The following is a 17,639-nucleotide window of genomic DNA, read 5'->3' on the forward strand; positions in this document are numbered from 1 at the left end:
GGTATGTCCCTGTTACTTAATCGCGATTATTGCGTCTAGATTGCCAGAGATGGCGCACTCTTGACTAGTTTTTTATTCAATACCTGAGGCCGAAATGGCACAATTTTTCCAAGCTAAACCGAACAAATCTAAGCAATTATCAACAAAACTAAGCCTCAGTGTGACTCAACTTGACCATTTAGGTGCAGGTATAGCGCAGCATCAAGGCAAAGTGGTGTTTATTCCTGGTGTGTTGCCTGACGAAACGGCAACAGTGCAATTTGTGGAACAAAAGAAAAGCTACTCTAAAGCTAAGTTAATCGCGATTGAGCTTGCATCTGCTCATCGAGTCAAACCTCATTGTCCGCATTATTATGAATGTGGCGGCTGTGATTTACAGCACATGGACACACAAGCTCAGCGCGAACATAAACAAACGACCTTAGTCGACCTTATGAGTAAATCATCGACTGCTTCAGCGGTTGAGACCGATGTTGTCGCAGCTCCTATCGTGGGTGACAGTTGGCATTACCGTCGACGCGCCAGACTGGCAACATTATTTGATAAAAACACTCGCCGGCTGCAGCTGGGGTTTCGCGCAGCCAATAGCAATAAAATTGTTTCTATTCAGCAGTGTCCTGTATTAGCAGAGTCTTTATCGGCACTAATTACGCCATTTGCGGTGAATTTAAATCAACTCAAAGCGCGGTCAAGTTTGGGGCACGTTGAACTCACTCAAGCGGATAACGGTAATTTTGCAGTATTAAGAGTGACGAAAGTGTTACCCGCGTCAGATATTCGTTGGTTAACGGGTTTTGCTGAGAAACATCAAGTTAACTTATTATTGCAAGATGATGCCGGTCAATTGACCCAATTATATCCCTTGTTACAAACTGATGATGCGGTGACGTTACCTTATTACCACCTTGCGCAGGAGTCGGTGCGTTGTTCGTTTACCCCGGGTAATTTTGTGCAAGTTAACGGCGCGATTAATCAGAGCATGGTAGATCAAGCTATTGCGTGGTTAGACCCTCAGCCAGGCGAGCGCATTTTAGATTTGTTTTGTGGTGTGGGGAATTTCAGCTTACCTTTGGCATTGAAGGCTGCTGAGGTTGTCGCTGTTGAAGGTGTGCCTGAAATGGTACAACAAGCTAAACAAAATGCCATCGGCAATAAACTGGATAACGTCACTTTTTATCATGCAGACTTAAGTGCTGATTTATCGACGCAACCCTGGCTGGGGAAAATTGATAAACTGTTACTTGATCCTGCCAGAGCCGGTGCCTTCGAAAGTTTACAATGGTTACAGAAAATGCAACCTAAGAAAGTGGTCTATGTTTCATGCAATCCGGCAAGTTTAGCTCGCGACAGTAGTGTATTATTAGCTAATGGTTATCGTATTGCTAAAGTCGGATTAGTGGATATGTTTCCACAAACACATCATATTGAAGCCATGGTGTTATTTGAATTAGATAAATAAACAGGCCGTTTTAGCGATATCGGAACTTAGGTATGCTAAAAATTTGTTCAACTAAACGCGATTAAATTGACAAACGTTTGTAGAGCTTCAAGATAGGTCGTTTAGTTATTGTTAGCGCCATACAAACACAGTTTTACATGTGGCAATATGGTTGAATGTCTGTCAGTCGGTCATGCGGCTAAGGAAGGGTTCATGGTATCTGTTCGCGAAGCACATTTTAACACGCAGGCATTCCAATTAGATGAGTGGGTCGCTCGATATCTCGACGACAAAGATGATGCTCAGAAATTATTATTATTGATCCAGCAAGTTGAGGCCTTACCGGTTAAAAACAAGCTGGCTCATACAGAGTTGCTTGCGCGCGCTCGCGAAATGATTGAGATTTTAGCGCCGCTGAATATGGACATCGAAACCCTCCAAGCAGCGGTGTTGTTTCTGCTACTCGATGCAGGTGTGCTCAATGAAGAGCAAATTGTAGAGCAATACGGTGAAAATCTTGCAAAACTTGTTGCCAGTGTTGTCACCATGAATGCTATCGGCGCGTTAAAAGTCAGTCAAAACTCCCGTGATGCAGAACCGCAAATCGATAACATCCGCAAAATGCTATTGGCTATGGTTGAAGACGTGCGCGCTGTGGTCATCAAATTGGCTGAGCGTGTATGTTTGCTTCGTGCGGTTAAAAACGCCGATGAAGAAACTCGAGTATTGTTAGCCCGCGAAATTGCCGATATTTATGCACCATTAGCTAATCGTTTAGGTATTGGTCAGCTCAAGTGGGAGCTGGAAGATATATCTTTTCGCTATTTGCATCCAACGGTTTACAAAGACATTGCCAAACAATTAGATGGTAAACGCCTTGATCGTGAAGTGTTTATCGACAAATTTGTGACTCAATTACAACAACGCTTAGACAGTGATGATATTCGCGCCAAAGTGTACGGTCGTCCTAAGCATATCTACAGTATTTGGCGCAAAATGAAGGGCAAAGATCTCAAGTTTGATGAGCTTTTTGACGTTCGTGCCGTACGCATCGTCACTGAAAGATTACAAGATTGCTATGGTGCATTAGGGGTTGTGCATGATCTTTGGCACCATATTCCTCGTGAATTTGATGATTATGTCGCTAATCCAAAACCGAATGGATATCAATCGATTCATACTGTAGTAGTGGGCCCAGAAGGTAAAACAGTAGAAATTCAAATTCGTACCGAAGCAATGCATCAAGATTCCGAGCTTGGGGTCGCGGCGCATTGGAAATACAAAGAAGGTGCGAGTAACAGTAAGCAAACGGGTTACGAAGAAAAAATTAACTGGTTGCGTAAAATTCTGCAGTGGCAAGAAGATGTCGCCGAAAGCGGTAATTTAGTTGATGAAGTCCGCAGCCAAGTATTTGAAGATCGAGTTTATGTATTTACCCCAAGTGGTGAAGTGGTTGATTTACCTTTAGGCTCAACCGTGCTTGATTTTGCTTACTATATTCACTCGCAGGTGGGGCATAAATGTATCGGCGCTAAGGTTGATGGCCGCATAGTTCCCTTCACTTACCAAGTGGAAACGGGCGAGCGGATTGAGATTATCACTTCAAAAACGCCTAACCCTAAACGTGATTGGCTCAATCTTAATTTAGGCTATATCAAGTCGTCACGTTCACGCTCAAAAATTCAACACTGGTTTAAGCAACAAGATCGCGACAAAAATATTGCTGCGGGTAAGGAGATGCTTGAATCTGAATTGGCCCGCGTTGGCTTAAAAATCAAAGATGCCGCGGTGGCGGTAGAACGTTTTAATTTAAATTCAATGGATGACATGTTGGCAGCCATCGGTGGCGGCGATTTGCGCTTAAACCAAGTGGTTAATTTCACTGACACCAAAATTCGTAAGGTCGCTGACACAGACGAAAATTTACTTGAAGACATCATCAAGAAAGCGTCACATAAACCTAAAAAATCGAGCAAAGGCCAAGTTGAAGTTAATGGTGTGGGTAATTTAATGAGTCATATCGCTCGTTGTTGCCAGCCGGTACCTGGTGATGAGATTTTTGGATACATCACTATGGGGCGGGGAATTTCAGTGCACCGCAGCGATTGCGAGCAAGTCAAAGAGTTAATGCGTGCTCATCCTGAACGTAGCGTCGATGTGATTTGGGGCGAGAACTACTCTGGTGGTTATCGAATCCGCGTTAGGGTGCTATCACATGACCGTAGTGGTTTGTTACGTGACTTAACCACAGTACTGGCTGCTGAAAAGTCTAACGTGATGGCCATGAGTTCATCATCAGACGTGAAAACTCAAACCGCAACGGTAGAAGTTGAACTTGAGTTGTACAACTTAGACGGTTTATCACGGATCCTCGCCAAGTTATCCCAAGTTGATGGCGTGATTGAGTCGCGTAGACTTTAGTTAACAGACGGTAATTCGCAGATAATCAAGACATAGATAATCACATTATCGCGATCAAGGCACCTCTAACGAAGGTGCCTTTTTACTTATTTCAAAGAGGACACTATCGTGGCAGATATTCAATCGTTATTGACCATTATGCAGCAATTGCGCGACCCTAAATCAGGATGTCCGTGGGATCTTGCCCAAGACTTTACAACTATAGTGCCTTTTACCTTAGAAGAAGCTTATGAAGTAGTGGATACTATTGAGCGCAAAGCATGGCAGGAATTACCTGATGAACTGGGTGATTTATTATTTCAGGTGGTGTTTTATTGCCAATTAGGCCAAGAGCAAGGCATGTTTAACTTTGCCACAGTGATTGAGCGTATTAGTGATAAGTTGGTTCGTCGTCATCCCCATGTGTTTGGCCAACCAGAAACCCAAGCACCTGCGGCAATCACCAATACCGATGATTTAAGCCAAGCCTGGGATAGATTAAAAGCCTCAGAACGTCAGCAAAAGCAACTGCATTCCGCTTTAGATGATATTCCTCACGCATTACCGGCACTCAGTCGAGCACGAAAAATACAACATCGAGTGGCAAAAGTGGGGTTCGATTGGGCCGAGCTTGATCCTGTGGTGGCTAAAATACATGAAGAAATCGATGAAGTACTGGTAGAAGTTAATCAACGACATCAAGATCCTGATTTTTACCAACCGAGAATTGTCGATGAAATGGGCGATTTATTGTTTGCAGTGGTCAATCTTGCGCGCCACTTAAAGGTTGATCCCGAGCAAGCATTGCGTCAAGCCAATCATAAATTTGAACGGCGATTCAGAGGGGTTGAACAATGTGTTGCCCTAAGTGGAAAACCAATAGAGCAACACAGCTTAGAGCAATTAGACCACTACTGGAATCGTGTAAAACAACACGAAAACATAAATTAAGCTAAAATTAGCGCGTTTAAGTTTGTCGAAACGAGGTGGCTTTGCTATAATATCGCCCCGTCCTAGTGCTTTCTTACAAGCACGTTTATTCCAACACAATTTCTCAGGTTCAGCATGACTACAAGGTATATCTTCGTTACTGGTGGCGTTGTTTCATCACTAGGTAAAGGCATTGCAGCGGCTTCGCTCGCAGCAATTTTAGAGGCGCGTGGCCTCAATGTAACCATTATGAAACTTGACCCCTATATTAACGTCGATCCGGGTACCATGAGCCCGACTCAGCACGGTGAAGTATTCGTGACTGAAGATGGCGCTGAAACCGATCTTGACTTAGGTCATTACGAGCGTTTTATTCGCACTAAAATGAATCGTCGTAATAACTTTACCACTGGGCGTATTTACGAAGAAGTGATTAGTAAAGAACGCCGTGGTGATTATTTAGGCGCAACCATTCAGGTTATTCCTCACATTACTAACGCGATTAAAGAAAAAGTGTTAGCCGGTGGAGAAGGCCATGATGTGGCGATTGTGGAAATCGGTGGCACGGTAGGTGATATCGAATCATTACCTTTCCTTGAGTCTATTCGACAATTAGGTGCAGAGCTAGGACGTGAACGCACTCTATTTATGCATTTAACCTTAGTGCCATTCTTAGGCGCTGCGGGTGAAATTAAAACTAAGCCTACGCAACACTCTGTTAAAGAGTTACGTTCTATTGGTATTGCTCCAGATGTGTTGGTTTGCCGTGGCGACCGTGCTATCCCTGCGAATGAAAAAGCCAAAATTTCGTTATTCTGTAACGTTGAAGAACGTGCAGTTATTTCGTTAAAAGACGTTGATAGCATCTATAAAATCCCAGCGCTATTGCGTTCACAAGGATTAGATGACTTGGTCATCAAACGTTTTAATTTAGAATGTAACGAAGCTGATTTGTCTGAGTGGGAAAATGTTATTTATCAAGAAGCCAATCCAAATGGTGAAGTGACTATTGGTATGGTTGGTAAATATATTGAATTACCTGACGCTTACAAGTCGGTTAACGAAGCCTTAAAACATGCAGGCTTGAAAAAACGCGTGACAGTGAACATTAAGTACATTGATTCACAAACCGTTGAAGCTAAAGGCGAAGAAGTATTACAAGGGCTGGACGGTATTTTAGTCCCAGGCGGCTTTGGTGAACGGGGTGTTGAAGGTAAGATTTTTGCTGCCAAATTTGCCCGTGAAAACAACCTACCGTATTTTGGTATTTGTTTAGGTATGCAAGTGGCATTAATTGAATTTGCTCGTCATATGGCAGGTTTAGAAGGTGCACATTCAACTGAATTTAACTCGCAAACACCTCATCCAGTAGTGGGATTAATTACCGAGTGGATTAACGAAGAAGGTGATGTTGAAACGCGCCATGAGTCTTCTGATTTAGGTGGCACTATGCGTTTAGGCGCTCAGTTATGTCATTTGAAACAAGGAACTAAAGCCGCTGAAGCCTACAAGGCTACAACTTGCGTTGAGCGTCATCGTCACCGTTACGAAGTCAACAACAACTATATTGAGCGTCTTGAAAAGGCCGGTTTAGTGTTTAGTGGTTTATCATCTGATCGTAAATTGATTGAGATGATCGAGCTACCAAATCATCCATGGTTTGTGGCAAGTCAATTCCATCCGGAATTCACTTCAACCCCACGCGACGGTCATGCATTATTTGAAGGGTTTATTGCCGCTTCTTATGCGTATCAAAAACGCGATATCGCTTAATGAACTAGCCGCTAATGCATGCATTAGCGGCTTTTTTATGCACGATACTTGCGTTAGATCAAATAATAGCCTCAATCTTGTATCACAGTCGTCAAAACTAAGTTGATGCAAAGTCTAATTCGATTTATCCTAAGTGATATTCGAATTTAAATTACAGAACTGAAAGTTATATACCAATAAGTCTACTGTTTTTAGTGTTGTATGTATTTTTATTGGTATTAACTTTTTATTTCTTTTAATTTTTTAATTTACTTACACAAAGTACGAGGGAATTATGGCTAACATTATTAAAGTGATTGGTCGCGAGATTATGGATTCTCGTGGTAACCCAACGGTTGAAGCAGAAGTGCATTTAGAAGGCGGTTTTATCGGTATGGCTGCAGCGCCATCTGGCGCATCGACCGGTAGTCGCGAAGCTTTAGAACTTCGTGACGGCGACAAAGCGCGTTACCTAGGTAAAGGTGTTCTTAAGGCTGTTGCCGCTGTGAATGGCCCAATCGCAGAAGCGTTAAAAGGCAAAGATGCATTGGCTCAAGCTGAACTTGACCAAATCATGATTGACTTGGATGGAACAGAGAACAAAGCAAAATTTGGCGCGAACGCGATTTTAGCAGTGTCTCTTGCTGTTGCTAAAGCGGCTGCTGCGGCTAAACATGTACCTTTATATGCTCACATTGCTGACTTAAACGGTACTCCAGGTGTTTACTCTATGCCTCTTCCAATGATGAACATCATCAATGGTGGCGAGCATGCAGATAACAGCGTTGATATCCAAGAGTTTATGATCCAGCCTGTTGGTGCTAAGACGTTCCGTGAAGGCTTACGTATGGGCGCTGAAGTATTCCACAGCCTAGCTAAAGTATTAAAAGCTGACGGTCACTCAACTGCTGTTGGTGATGAAGGTGGGTTTGCGCCTAACCTAGCCTCTAACGAAGCGGCTCTAGCGGCAATCAAAGTTGCTGTTGCCAACGCCGGATATGAGTTAGGCAAAGACATCACCTTAGCGATGGATTGTGCTGCATCTGAGTTTTACGACAAAGAAGCAAACATCTATGATCTTAAAGGTGAAGGTAAGAAATTTACTTCTGAAGAATTTAACTTCTTCTTACAAGGTTTGACGCAACGTTACCCAATCGTTTCTATCGAAGACGGTCTTGATGAGTCTGACTGGGATGGTTTTGCTCACCAAACTAAACTAATGGGTGATAAAATCCAATTAGTCGGTGATGATCTATTCGTAACCAATACCAAAATTCTTAAGCGTGGTATCGATAATGGTATTGCTAACTCTATCCTGATTAAATTCAACCAAATCGGTACATTAACTGAAACTTTGGCTGCAATTAAAATGGCTAAAGATGCAGGCTTTACGGTTGTTATCTCTCACCGTAGCGGCGAGACAGAAGATTCAACGATTGCTGATTTAGCTGTTGGTACCGCGGCAGGTCAGATCAAAACCGGTTCACTAAGTCGTAGTGACCGTGTTGCTAAATACAACCAATTGCTGCGTATTGAAGAAGCTTTAGGTTCAAAAGCACCGTATAACGGTCTTAAAGAAGTCAAAGGCCAAGCATAATATTTTTGCTTTAGCTTAAAAAGGCCACCACTTGGTGGCCTTTTTTGTTGTACTATAACAGTCATATTTTCTAGGGGTTACTTCGACATAACTTAATATTATGAAACAACTAATATTTTTATTGATTTGTTTATTATCACTTTTACAGTACCGGCTTTGGCAGGGCGATAACAACTTTTCAGAATATGTCGTCTTGCAAACGCAAATCGCGGCGCAAGAACAAAGTAATGACAAGCTTGTTGCTCGAAATCAAATCCTTAAAGAAGAAATTATTGATTTAAAAAGTGGCACAGAAGCCATTGAAGAACGTGCCCGTAACGAGTTAGGTATGGTTAAAGAAGGCGAGACGTTTTATCGAGTTGTAGGCAGTGAGCTGCGTGAACGCAACCAATTTAATCGTTAACCTTATGTGGTACTGCAGGTATAACCCTCAATCATATTACTTTCAATCTTGGTACTGCTAATATGCGCAACAATCCTCGTTCTATTATCGCTATTGTACCTGCTGCAGGTATTGGTAGCCGCATGGGTGCTGACAAACCTAAGCAATATTTAATGCTTGGTCAACAAAGTATTCTCGCTCATACATTAGATACATTATTCGCTCATCCTGAAATAGAACAAGTCATTGTTGCATTGCATCCACAAGATCATTATTTCAGCCAATTACCGCAATCTCAGCATCCTAAGTTAATCCAAGTTGTGGGTGGTGGAGAGCGTGCCGACTCAGTTTTAGCCGCATTAGACTATGTTTATAGTCATCATCCAGACGCTTGGGCGCTAGTCCATGATGCCGCCAGGCCTTGTGTTACCCTAACCGATATCAGTCGATTAATTGAGTCGGTAGACATTTACCCTCAAGGCGCTATTTTGGCGGCACCGGTTCGTGACACCATGAAGCGCAGTGATGCCAGTGGTCATATTGTTAATACTGTCGATCGTACCTTGTTATGGCATGCGCTCACCCCACAATTTTTCCCCGCATCAATTTTACGCCGCCATTTATCAGCAGCATTAGCGGCGCAGGCCCCTATTACAGATGAAGCCAGTGCTATGGAATGGGCTGGTGTTATGCCGGGGTTGGTCAGTGGTCGGGTGGATAATATTAAAGTGACTCATCCAGATGATTTACAATTGGCAGTTTTGTTTATGTCACAACAATAAATTTAACAGATTTAGCTCGAGTCGTTAATATCACCTGATAGTCAGTTAACGTAAGGTTTTGAAATGAATATTCGTATCGGTCATGGTTTTGATGTACACAAATTTGGCGGTGACAGCCCGCTTATTTTAGGCGGGGTGACGGTGCCTTATGAAAGTGGGCTGATAGCTCATTCTGATGGTGATGTCGTTCTGCATGCTATTAGCGATGCCATATTAGGTGCGATGGCATTAGGCGACATAGGTAAACATTTTCCTGATACCGATGCTAATTTTGCTGGTGCAGATAGCCGAGAGTTATTGAAACATTGCTATCAACTTGCACTGCAAAAGCAGTTTGTTTTAGGTAACCTCGATGTGACTATTATTGCGCAAGCACCTAAAATGGCGCCTCATATTGAAGCGATACGTCAGTGTTTAAGTGTCGATTTACAAACCGATATCGATAATATTAATGTAAAAGCGACGACCACCGAAAAACTTGGTTTTACTGGGCGTAAAGAAGGCATTGCCGTTGAAGCTGTTGTGTTGATGAAGAGCCAATAACCTAAAAATATATAGAGAGTTCTGTCACATGAAAGAATTACATTACCTATTTGGTAAACCAATAAGCCAAGCTGATTTACGTACCCATAACAGTGATTTTATTGTCCAAGAAATTTTGCCTTTTACGCCAACTGGCGAAGGTGAACATCATATGCTCCACGTGCGCAAAAATGGCATGAATACGGTTTATGTTGCTGAGATATTAGCTAAATTTGCTAAGGTTCATCCAAAAGAAGTGACTTATGCTGGCCAAAAAGACAAAAATGCCATTACTGAACAATGGTTCGGGATCCGCATTCCTGGTAAAGAAACACCAGAGTGGGCTCAGCTAAATGATGAAAAGCTAACGATTTTATCGAGTAGCCGTCATAGCAAAAAACTGCGTATAGGCGCATTACTTGGCAACCGGTTTGTGCTGACATTACGAAATATTACTGATGCTACCGATGTTGACATGCGTTTACAGCAGATTGCTAAACTGGGTGTGCCTAATTATTTTGGTGAACAACGTTTTGGCCATGATGGTAAAAACCTTATCTTAGGCCGACAAATGCTCAGTGGTGGTCGAAATATAAAAGATCGTCACAAACGCAGCATGTATTTATCGGCTGTGCGTTCCAATATATTTAACCAAGTGGTGTCATTTCGTCTCGCCAATCATCATATCGAGACATTAATAGGCGATTGTGTGATGTTAGCCGGCAGTAAAAGCTATTTTACTGTGGAAGCTTGGGATGCCGTTCTGACAACTCGTTTAGCAGAAAAAGATATTCAACTTGCAGCACCATTGTGGGGCAGGGGAACACCATTAGCACAAGGTGATGCATTAGCAGTAGAAATGATGCCGTTAGCCGAATTTTCAGCTGATCTTCAGGGGCTCGAAGAAGCGGGTTTGACACAAGAAAGACGGCCCTTATTGCTTGAACCTCAAGGAATGAAATGGCAATTTGACGCCGATACGCTAACACTTGAATTTATATTACCAGCAGGGAGTTATGCTACATCAGTGCTTCGTGAACTGGTTGATTATCAAGATGTCCAAGAGTCACAGCGAAAAGTGATGGTTGCAGATCAACAAGCTAAAACAAATGAAGAGTGTTAATGAATGATTAATATTTTAGTCAGTAATGATGATGGTGTTAACGCCCCCGGTATTATTGCGTTAAGCCAGGCACTGAGTGAGTTTGCGCAAGTATTAACAGTTGCACCTGATCGTAATTGCTCGGGAGCAAGTAACTCATTAACCTTGACTAATCCATTAAGAATTAATAACTTAGATAACGGCAGTATTTCTGTTAATGGCACACCCACAGACTGTGTCCATCTTGCGATTAGGCAGCTGTGTGATGTCGAGCCCGATATCGTGGTTTCTGGTATTAATGCCGGAGCGAATATGGGCGATGATACCTTATATTCTGGTACTGTTGCAGCAGCCATGGAAGGGCGTTTTTTAGGTTTACCTGCTATTGCTATATCACTGGCTGGTAAATCACTCGTTCACTATGATACCGCTGCAATTTATGCCGTGAAAATCGTAAAAGGTTTATTGTCTCACCCAATTAGCCGCGATCAAATTTTAAATGTTAATGTTCCTGATTTGCCTTTAACACAAATTAAAGGGATTAAAGTCACCCGTTTGGGGGCCAGGCATAAAGCTGAAGGTATGATAAAAACCCAAGATCCAGCGGGTAAAGATATATACTGGCTCGGGCCAGTTGGCAGTGAACAAGATGCGGGTGATGGAACTGATTTTGGTGCAGTCGCAGCAGGTTATGTTTCGATAACTCCGCTAACCGTTGACTTAACAGCATACAATCAACTTGATGGATTAGCCGATTGGATAATAAAAATATGACCCGGGTAGCGTCAACATCAGCACTTAATTTGGCCAAAAAGTTGGCGGAGGCAGGGATTAAAGATCCTGCAGTATTGCATGCTGTCGCGACTACACCACGAGAGATGTTTCTTGATGGTGCGCTAGCTCATAAAGCCTATGAAAATACCGCGTTACCTATAGGGCAGGGACAAACTATTTCACAGCCTTATATCGTTGCTCGAATGACAGAGCTGTTAATGCAGCACCAACCTCAAAAAGTGCTCGAAGTTGGTACAGGATCAGGATATCAAGCTGCCGTTTTAGCGTCATTAATTCCTGAGCTCTGTACTATTGAGCGAATAAAGGCATTGCAAATACAAGCTCGGCAACGTTTAAAGCGTCTCGATTTACATAATGTGTCATTTAAATACGGTGACGGTTGGCAAGGTTGGCCAAATCGCGGTCCATTTGATGGCATTATGGTGACTGCTGCTGCGGCAACAGTGCCTCAAGCCTTGCTTGAACAATTAGCTGAACATGGAGTTTTAATTATTCCTGTTGGAGAAGACATCCAACAATTACTCAAAATTACCCGTATTGGACAGTCATTCCAATCTGAGATTATCGAGGCGGTTAAATTTGTGCCGCTTATTAACGGAGATTTGGCGTAGTCAATTCGACACTGTTGAGTTTTGGTTAGTGAACCTGATGTTCGTTTGGAATAAGCTTGTTTTAGCTTAACAATCATGTATTTTTCTCTGTAAGGATTTTGTTTGATGAATACCGGTTGGCCAAACTTTATGGTCTTAGCAATTATGCTCACAGGATGCAGCTTTCAAGCAGATCGTCCTGCGCCGGTTGACAGTTTATCATCAAAAAATCATGGACCTCGTTACCATAAAGGGTCATTAAAAACCGATAAATATAAAGTACAGCAAGGCGACACCCTTTATTCAATCGCTTGGGGAGCTGGACGCCATTTTGCCGAAGTTGCTCGCTTGAACCATTTATCGGCTCCTTATACTATATACCCTGGCCAAATACTTCATTTAGCAGCCAAAAGTAATCGTCCAACGCCAACTGTTCGTACCCCTCAAACTCAGGTTGCTTCTGTTCAAACTCAAGCCATTAATAAGCCATATATTGCCAGTTCAATTGGTTCAAAATCAGAAACAATAAAGTCAGTAGTCACTTCAAAGCCAGGCACAGCAGCTGTTTCAAGCAGAACGAAAAAAGAGCTTGATCACAAAGTCAAGCCTGCGTATTCTGTAACAACTACCCAACAAACAATTAACCAAAATACAAGTGGTTCTGTCGCAAATTTACCACAACAAGTTCAATTATGGCATTGGCCAGTTAGAGGTCGGATAATCGGGTATTTTTCGGCTTCAGAACAAGGCAATCAAGGTATTAAGATTGCAGGTAATCGCGGTGATATTATTAAAGCCGCTGCAGATGGGAAAGTCGTATATGCAGGTAATGCACTGCGCGGATATGGCAATTTAGTGATTATCAAACACAATGATGATTTTTTAAGTGCTTATGCGCATGCTGACACGATAGTGGTTAAGGAAAGGCAATATGTGACGGCAGGTCAAACAGTTGCAAAAATGGGCAGTACTGGGACTAATCAAGTTATGCTTCACTTTGAAGTGCGCTTTCATGGTAAGTCTGTCAACCCATTACGATATCTACCTAAACAGTAATTGTTTAGCAACATAAATAACGGAGGATAAGCGAGTGCAGTAGATTAAATAACATAAATTAGGTTTGGGAGAGCAATTATGAGCCGCAAAAATAATACTGCTTCAGCAGAATGTCTTGTCGATCTAGCTAAACAACCACCAGAAGTTGCAACCGATGATGCTAATTTGGTGCAACAACTCGATATTGAAGAAAAAGTCCAAGATGACTTACAGAAAAATTTAGACGCCACTCAATTATATTTAGGTGAAATAGGTTTTTCCCCGCTACTAACAGCAGAGGAAGAAGTATTTTTTTCACGTAAAGCCCTCAAAGGCTGCGAAAAATCTCGCAACCGCATGATAGAAAGTAATCTCCGTCTTGTCGTTAAAATTTCCAGAAGATATAACAACCGCGGATTAGCGTTGCTCGATCTTATTGAAGAAGGCAATTTAGGTTTAATTAGAGCGGTGGAAAAGTTCGACCCAGAGCGTGGTTTCCGTTTTTCTACTTACGCGACCTGGTGGATCAGACAAACAATTGAACGGGCAATTATGAATCAAACCCGCACCATTCGCCTGCCTATCCATATAGTTAAAGAATTAAATGTTTACTTACGCACCGCAAGACAGCTGGCGCAAAAACTTGACCACGAACCGACTGCTGAAGAAATTGCAGAAAAGTTAGATGTGTCGACGGGTGATGTCAGTCGCATGTTGAAACTAAATGAACGAATTACTTCTGTCGACACACCACTGAGCGGCGATAATGAGAAGGCTTTATTAGATGTTATTGCTGATGACGATTCAGTAGGCCCGGATTATCGGGTGCAAAATGAAGACTTATCGAATTCGATAGTTGGATGGTTAAATGAGCTTAATACTAAACAACGTGAAGTACTGGCGAGACGCTTTGGTTTGCTTGGATATGAACCTTCAACGTTAGAGAATGTTGGTGCTGAAATTGGTTTAACACGTGAACGTGTGCGTCAAATTCAAGTGGAAGCGCTTAAACGTTTAAAAGATTTATTGGGCGCTCAAGGGCTTTCTGTTGAAGCATTATTCAGAGACTAATGGACAGTGAACGTTTACTGTCATAACTCAGTTACTGGTGATTAATTAATTTAACTTGAATCATTTGTGATAGCTAAATTTTGGATAACGTTAACTTAAGCTATTGTTGATATGCGGGTAAAGCCTATATGAGAGATTACTTTTTGCTCATGTGTTTAGGTTTATCCCGACAATCAATACCAACGTGATTGATGTGATTGTGATCGATTGCTCACTATTCGATATGACAATTTAAGCTCAGTTCAGTAACTTGTTAGAAAGACAATCATATTGTCTATAGCCTATTTTATGCCTGTCTCACTCCCTCGGTACGTTTATCCTTTTGATGCAGTATATTGCTAACAGCTAATTAGTAGCGGGTTTGCGTCAGTTAATCGTAAATATCAAATGGAAGTCTTTGCAGACTTCCACCGTTGTTATCGTCGCGAATAATAACTAGCACTATTTGTTAGCTCACGTCGTTTAAGCGCTTCAATTCATATAAATAATCTAATGCCTGTTTAGGGGTCAAATCATCAGGGTTAATTAGTGCTAACTTTTCCAATACTGCTGATGGCTCTGGCATTGGTGGTAATAAATTCATACTCACTTGAGCCTGATTATGTTGTGGTGAACTCATATCCCTATTTTCAAGTTGATGTAGCTTTTGTTTTGCCGCCTTAATGACCGCAGCGGGAACCCCGGCTAGCGCCGCGACTTGTAAGCCATAACTTTTACTTGCCGCACCTTCTTGCACTGAATGCATAAAGGCAATGGTGTCGTCGTGTTCTATTGCATCTAGGTGCACATTCATTACTGATGGTAACAGCTCTGGCAGTTGGGTGAGTTCAAAATAATGAGTGGCAAATAATGTCAGTGCACTGACATTTTTCGCGAGATATTCTGCAGCAGACCATGCCAGCGATAAACCATCATAGGTTGAAGTACCGCGGCCTATCTCATCCATTAACACTAAACTGTTTGCGGTCGCATTATGCAAAATATTAGCCGTTTCGGTCATTTCAACCATAAAGGTGGAGCGACCAGATGCTAAATCGTCTGATGCGCCAATACGGGTGAATATCCGATCGATTTCACCAATTTGAGCTGAGTCAGCAGGAACAAAACAGCCTATGTGTGCCATTAATGTAATCAGTGCCACTTGACGCATATAGGTTGATTTACCGCCCATATTAGGGCCAGTTACAATAAGCATTTGCCGTTTAGGTGTTAATACCACAGGGTTAGCAATAAAAGCCGCTTGACTGACGCGCTCTACCACAGGATGGCGTCCAGCATTGATATGAATACCAATATCCTGCGTCATTTGTGGACATTGATAATTAAGGGTTTCTGCACGCTCGGCAAAATTACTTAATATATCTAATTCAGCCGCTGCGCTGGCAAACTGTTGTAACTCTTGTAATTTAGGTAGCAATAAGTCAAAGAGCTGTTCCCACAGTTGTTTTTCAAGTGCGAGCGCTTTGCCCTGGCTTGAGAGTACCTTTTCTTCGTATTCTTTTAATTCTGGAGTGATATAACGTTCGGTGCCTTTAAGGGTTTGGCGACGTTGATAACTCAGTGGCACTCTATCAGCTTGTAAACGGCTGACTTCAATGTAGTATCCATGGACGCGGTTATAACCTACTTTTAAAGTGTTAATTCCAGTTTGCTGTTTCTCGCGAGCTTCAAGTTCGACTAAATAATCACTTGCGCCTTCACTTAACTTACGCCATTCGTCTAATTCATTATTGTAGCCCGTTCGGATTACGCCACCGTCACGAATTAATACTGGCGGATTATCAACAATTGCGCGTGCTAATAAATCGTGTTGTTCTGGAAACTCACCCAATAATTGAATTAAAGCTGTCAATCTTGGTTGTTGGCATACGGCTAATGTTTGTTGAATTTCAGGTAGCAGTGCTAGCGCTTGCTTTAAACGTGAAAAATCACGAGGTCTGGCGCTACGCAGTGCCAAACGAGCCATAATACGTTCAATATCGCCTAAAACCTTCAGCTGCTCATGTAGGGGGTGATATATATCTTGCTCAATCAACTCGCTTACGGCGTTATGGCGATATTGAATCGTTTGTCTATTTCGAAGTGGCTCATGGATCCAGCGTTGTAACATGCGACTGCCCATAGGTGTGGCAGTATTATCGAGTACCCACGACAGGGTATTTTCACGCCCACCAGATAAGTTTTGCGTTAATTCTAAGTTACGTCGCGTCGCGGCATCTAAAATAATGGATTCAGATTGGTTAAAACGCACAATCGAATTAATGTGTGGCAGTGCCATCTTTTGCGTATCTTTGACATACTGCATTAAACAACCTGCAGCTTGTAATGCCAAGCGTGCATCACTAATACCAAAGCCATGTAAATCTTTGGTACCAAATTGACCAAGCAGTAAATTTACGCAAGTATCATAATCAAATTCCCACTCTGGACGGCGACGAATACCTTTCATATTATTGATTAATAACATGTCAGTAAAATCTTCACTGTAGAGCAACTCGGCAGGATTAGTACGTTGTAATTCAGCTTCTAGGGCTTCACGAGTAGGTAATTCAGCAACCACAAAACGACCTGATGAAATATCTAAGGTAGCGTATCCAAAACCGTTTTTACCTTGATAAAGCGCCGCCAGTAAATTGTCGTGTTTTTCTTGAAGTAAAGCCTCATCCGTTAAGGTACCTGGGGTCACAATGCGTACGACTTGGCGCTCAACTGGGCCTTTTGATGTCGCAGGATCACCAATTTGCTCACAAATGGCTACAGACTGGCCGATATTGACTAGTTTAGCTAAATAGCCTTCTACAGCATGATAGGGGATTCCAGCCATTGGGATAGGATCGCCGCCGCTTTTTCCACGAGCAGTAAGTGAAATCCCCAGCATTTCAGAAGCGCGCTTAGCATCATCGTAAAACAACTCATAAAAATCACCCATTCGGTAAAACAATAACATATCAGGATGGGCCGCTTTTAAGCCTAAATACTGACGCATCATCGGGGTGTGTTTTTCTAAATCGCTGGTATCAATCACTGTCATTATGAACACTTCACTATTAATCAATCTTAGGACGTAAATCTTATGAGGCTAATCTTAACAATATTTGCCCCTAGGGTATAAATAGATTCAAACAAAAAAGTATATGGAGATAAAATATTGATGTAAAAAGGCAATTCGCTAAGGTTTAAAAAAAATTGCCCTCAGCACTTGATACTGTATGACTATACAGTATACTGATGAACATAATGAAA

General features: G+C 42.2%; 14 protein-coding genes. 13 read left to right on the top strand and 1 reads right to left on the bottom strand.

What is annotated here, in order from left to right:
* Positions 1–94: 94 nt before the first annotated feature.
* The 13 genes from rlmD to rpoS all read left to right on the top strand — a co-directional run bounded on the left by rlmD (position 95) and on the right by rpoS (position 14,396).
* Positions 95–1,459 carry a 23S rRNA (uracil(1939)-C(5))-methyltransferase RlmD gene (rlmD, locus tag H5123_RS10275; protein ID WP_182697895.1) on the top strand — a complete coding sequence of 455 codons (1,365 nt, stop codon included), beginning with the start codon at positions 95–97 and terminating at the stop codon, positions 1,457–1,459.
* A gap of 192 nt (positions 1,460–1,651) precedes the next feature.
* Complete coding sequence (gene relA, locus H5123_RS10280; RefSeq protein ID WP_182697896.1) at positions 1,652–3,859, top strand: GTP diphosphokinase; 2,208 nt, start codon at positions 1,652–1,654, stop codon at positions 3,857–3,859.
* A gap of 108 nt (positions 3,860–3,967) precedes the next feature.
* Positions 3,968–4,789 (top strand): nucleoside triphosphate pyrophosphohydrolase, encoded by an 822-nt coding sequence (gene mazG, locus H5123_RS10285; RefSeq protein ID WP_182697897.1) that lies wholly within the window; start codon positions 3,968–3,970, stop codon positions 4,787–4,789.
* 114 nt (positions 4,790–4,903) lie between these two features.
* Positions 4,904–6,541, top strand: a complete 1,638-nt coding sequence (locus H5123_RS10290) for a CTP synthase (protein WP_182697898.1) — start codon at positions 4,904–4,906, stop codon at positions 6,539–6,541.
* A gap of 274 nt (positions 6,542–6,815) precedes the next feature.
* Positions 6,816–8,117 (top strand): phosphopyruvate hydratase, encoded by a 1,302-nt coding sequence (eno, locus tag H5123_RS10295; protein ID WP_124017583.1) that lies wholly within the window; start codon positions 6,816–6,818, stop codon positions 8,115–8,117.
* A gap of 100 nt (positions 8,118–8,217) precedes the next feature.
* On the top strand, positions 8,218–8,520 hold the full coding sequence (gene ftsB / locus H5123_RS10300; RefSeq protein WP_124017582.1) for a cell division protein FtsB: 303 nt from the start codon (positions 8,218–8,220) through the stop codon (positions 8,518–8,520).
* A gap of 62 nt (positions 8,521–8,582) precedes the next feature.
* A complete protein-coding gene (gene ispD / locus H5123_RS10305) occupies positions 8,583–9,281 on the top strand; it encodes a 2-C-methyl-D-erythritol 4-phosphate cytidylyltransferase (RefSeq protein WP_182697899.1) in 699 nt (232 codons plus the stop codon).
* Between the two features lie 63 nt (positions 9,282–9,344).
* A complete protein-coding gene (ispF, locus tag H5123_RS10310) occupies positions 9,345–9,824 on the top strand; it encodes a 2-C-methyl-D-erythritol 2,4-cyclodiphosphate synthase (RefSeq protein WP_124017580.1) in 480 nt (159 codons plus the stop codon).
* A gap of 28 nt (positions 9,825–9,852) precedes the next feature.
* Positions 9,853–10,926 (top strand): tRNA pseudouridine(13) synthase TruD, encoded by a 1,074-nt coding sequence (gene truD / locus H5123_RS10315; protein WP_182697900.1) that lies wholly within the window; start codon positions 9,853–9,855, stop codon positions 10,924–10,926.
* A gap of 3 nt (positions 10,927–10,929) precedes the next feature.
* The gene (surE, locus tag H5123_RS10320) at positions 10,930–11,679 is read left to right on the top strand and encodes a 5'/3'-nucleotidase SurE (protein ID WP_182697901.1); all 750 of its coding nucleotides are present in this window, start codon (positions 10,930–10,932) and stop codon (positions 11,677–11,679) included.
* Positions 11,676–12,311 (top strand): protein-L-isoaspartate(D-aspartate) O-methyltransferase, encoded by a 636-nt coding sequence (locus H5123_RS10325; protein ID WP_124017670.1) that lies wholly within the window; start codon positions 11,676–11,678, stop codon positions 12,309–12,311. The genes surE and H5123_RS10325 overlap by 4 nt, the downstream gene beginning before the upstream one ends.
* Before the next feature lie 102 nt (positions 12,312–12,413).
* Positions 12,414–13,346, top strand: coding sequence for a peptidoglycan DD-metalloendopeptidase family protein (locus H5123_RS10330; RefSeq protein WP_404948306.1), 933 nt, complete (start codon positions 12,414–12,416; stop codon positions 13,344–13,346).
* Between the two features lie 78 nt (positions 13,347–13,424).
* Positions 13,425–14,396 (top strand): RNA polymerase sigma factor RpoS, encoded by a 972-nt coding sequence (rpoS, locus tag H5123_RS10335; protein ID WP_124017576.1) that lies wholly within the window; start codon positions 13,425–13,427, stop codon positions 14,394–14,396.
* Between the two features lie 448 nt (positions 14,397–14,844).
* Here rpoS and mutS read toward each other — a convergent pair whose 3' ends face one another.
* Entirely contained in the window at positions 14,845–17,427 is a 2,583-nt protein-coding gene (gene mutS / locus H5123_RS10340) for a DNA mismatch repair protein MutS (RefSeq protein ID WP_182697903.1), read from the bottom strand.
* Positions 17,428–17,639 lie beyond the last annotated feature (212 nt).

It is taken from the genome of Shewanella sp. SR43-4 (assembly GCF_014163845.1).
In the GTDB taxonomy this organism is placed as follows: Bacteria; Pseudomonadota; Gammaproteobacteria; order Enterobacterales; family Shewanellaceae; genus Shewanella; species Shewanella vesiculosa.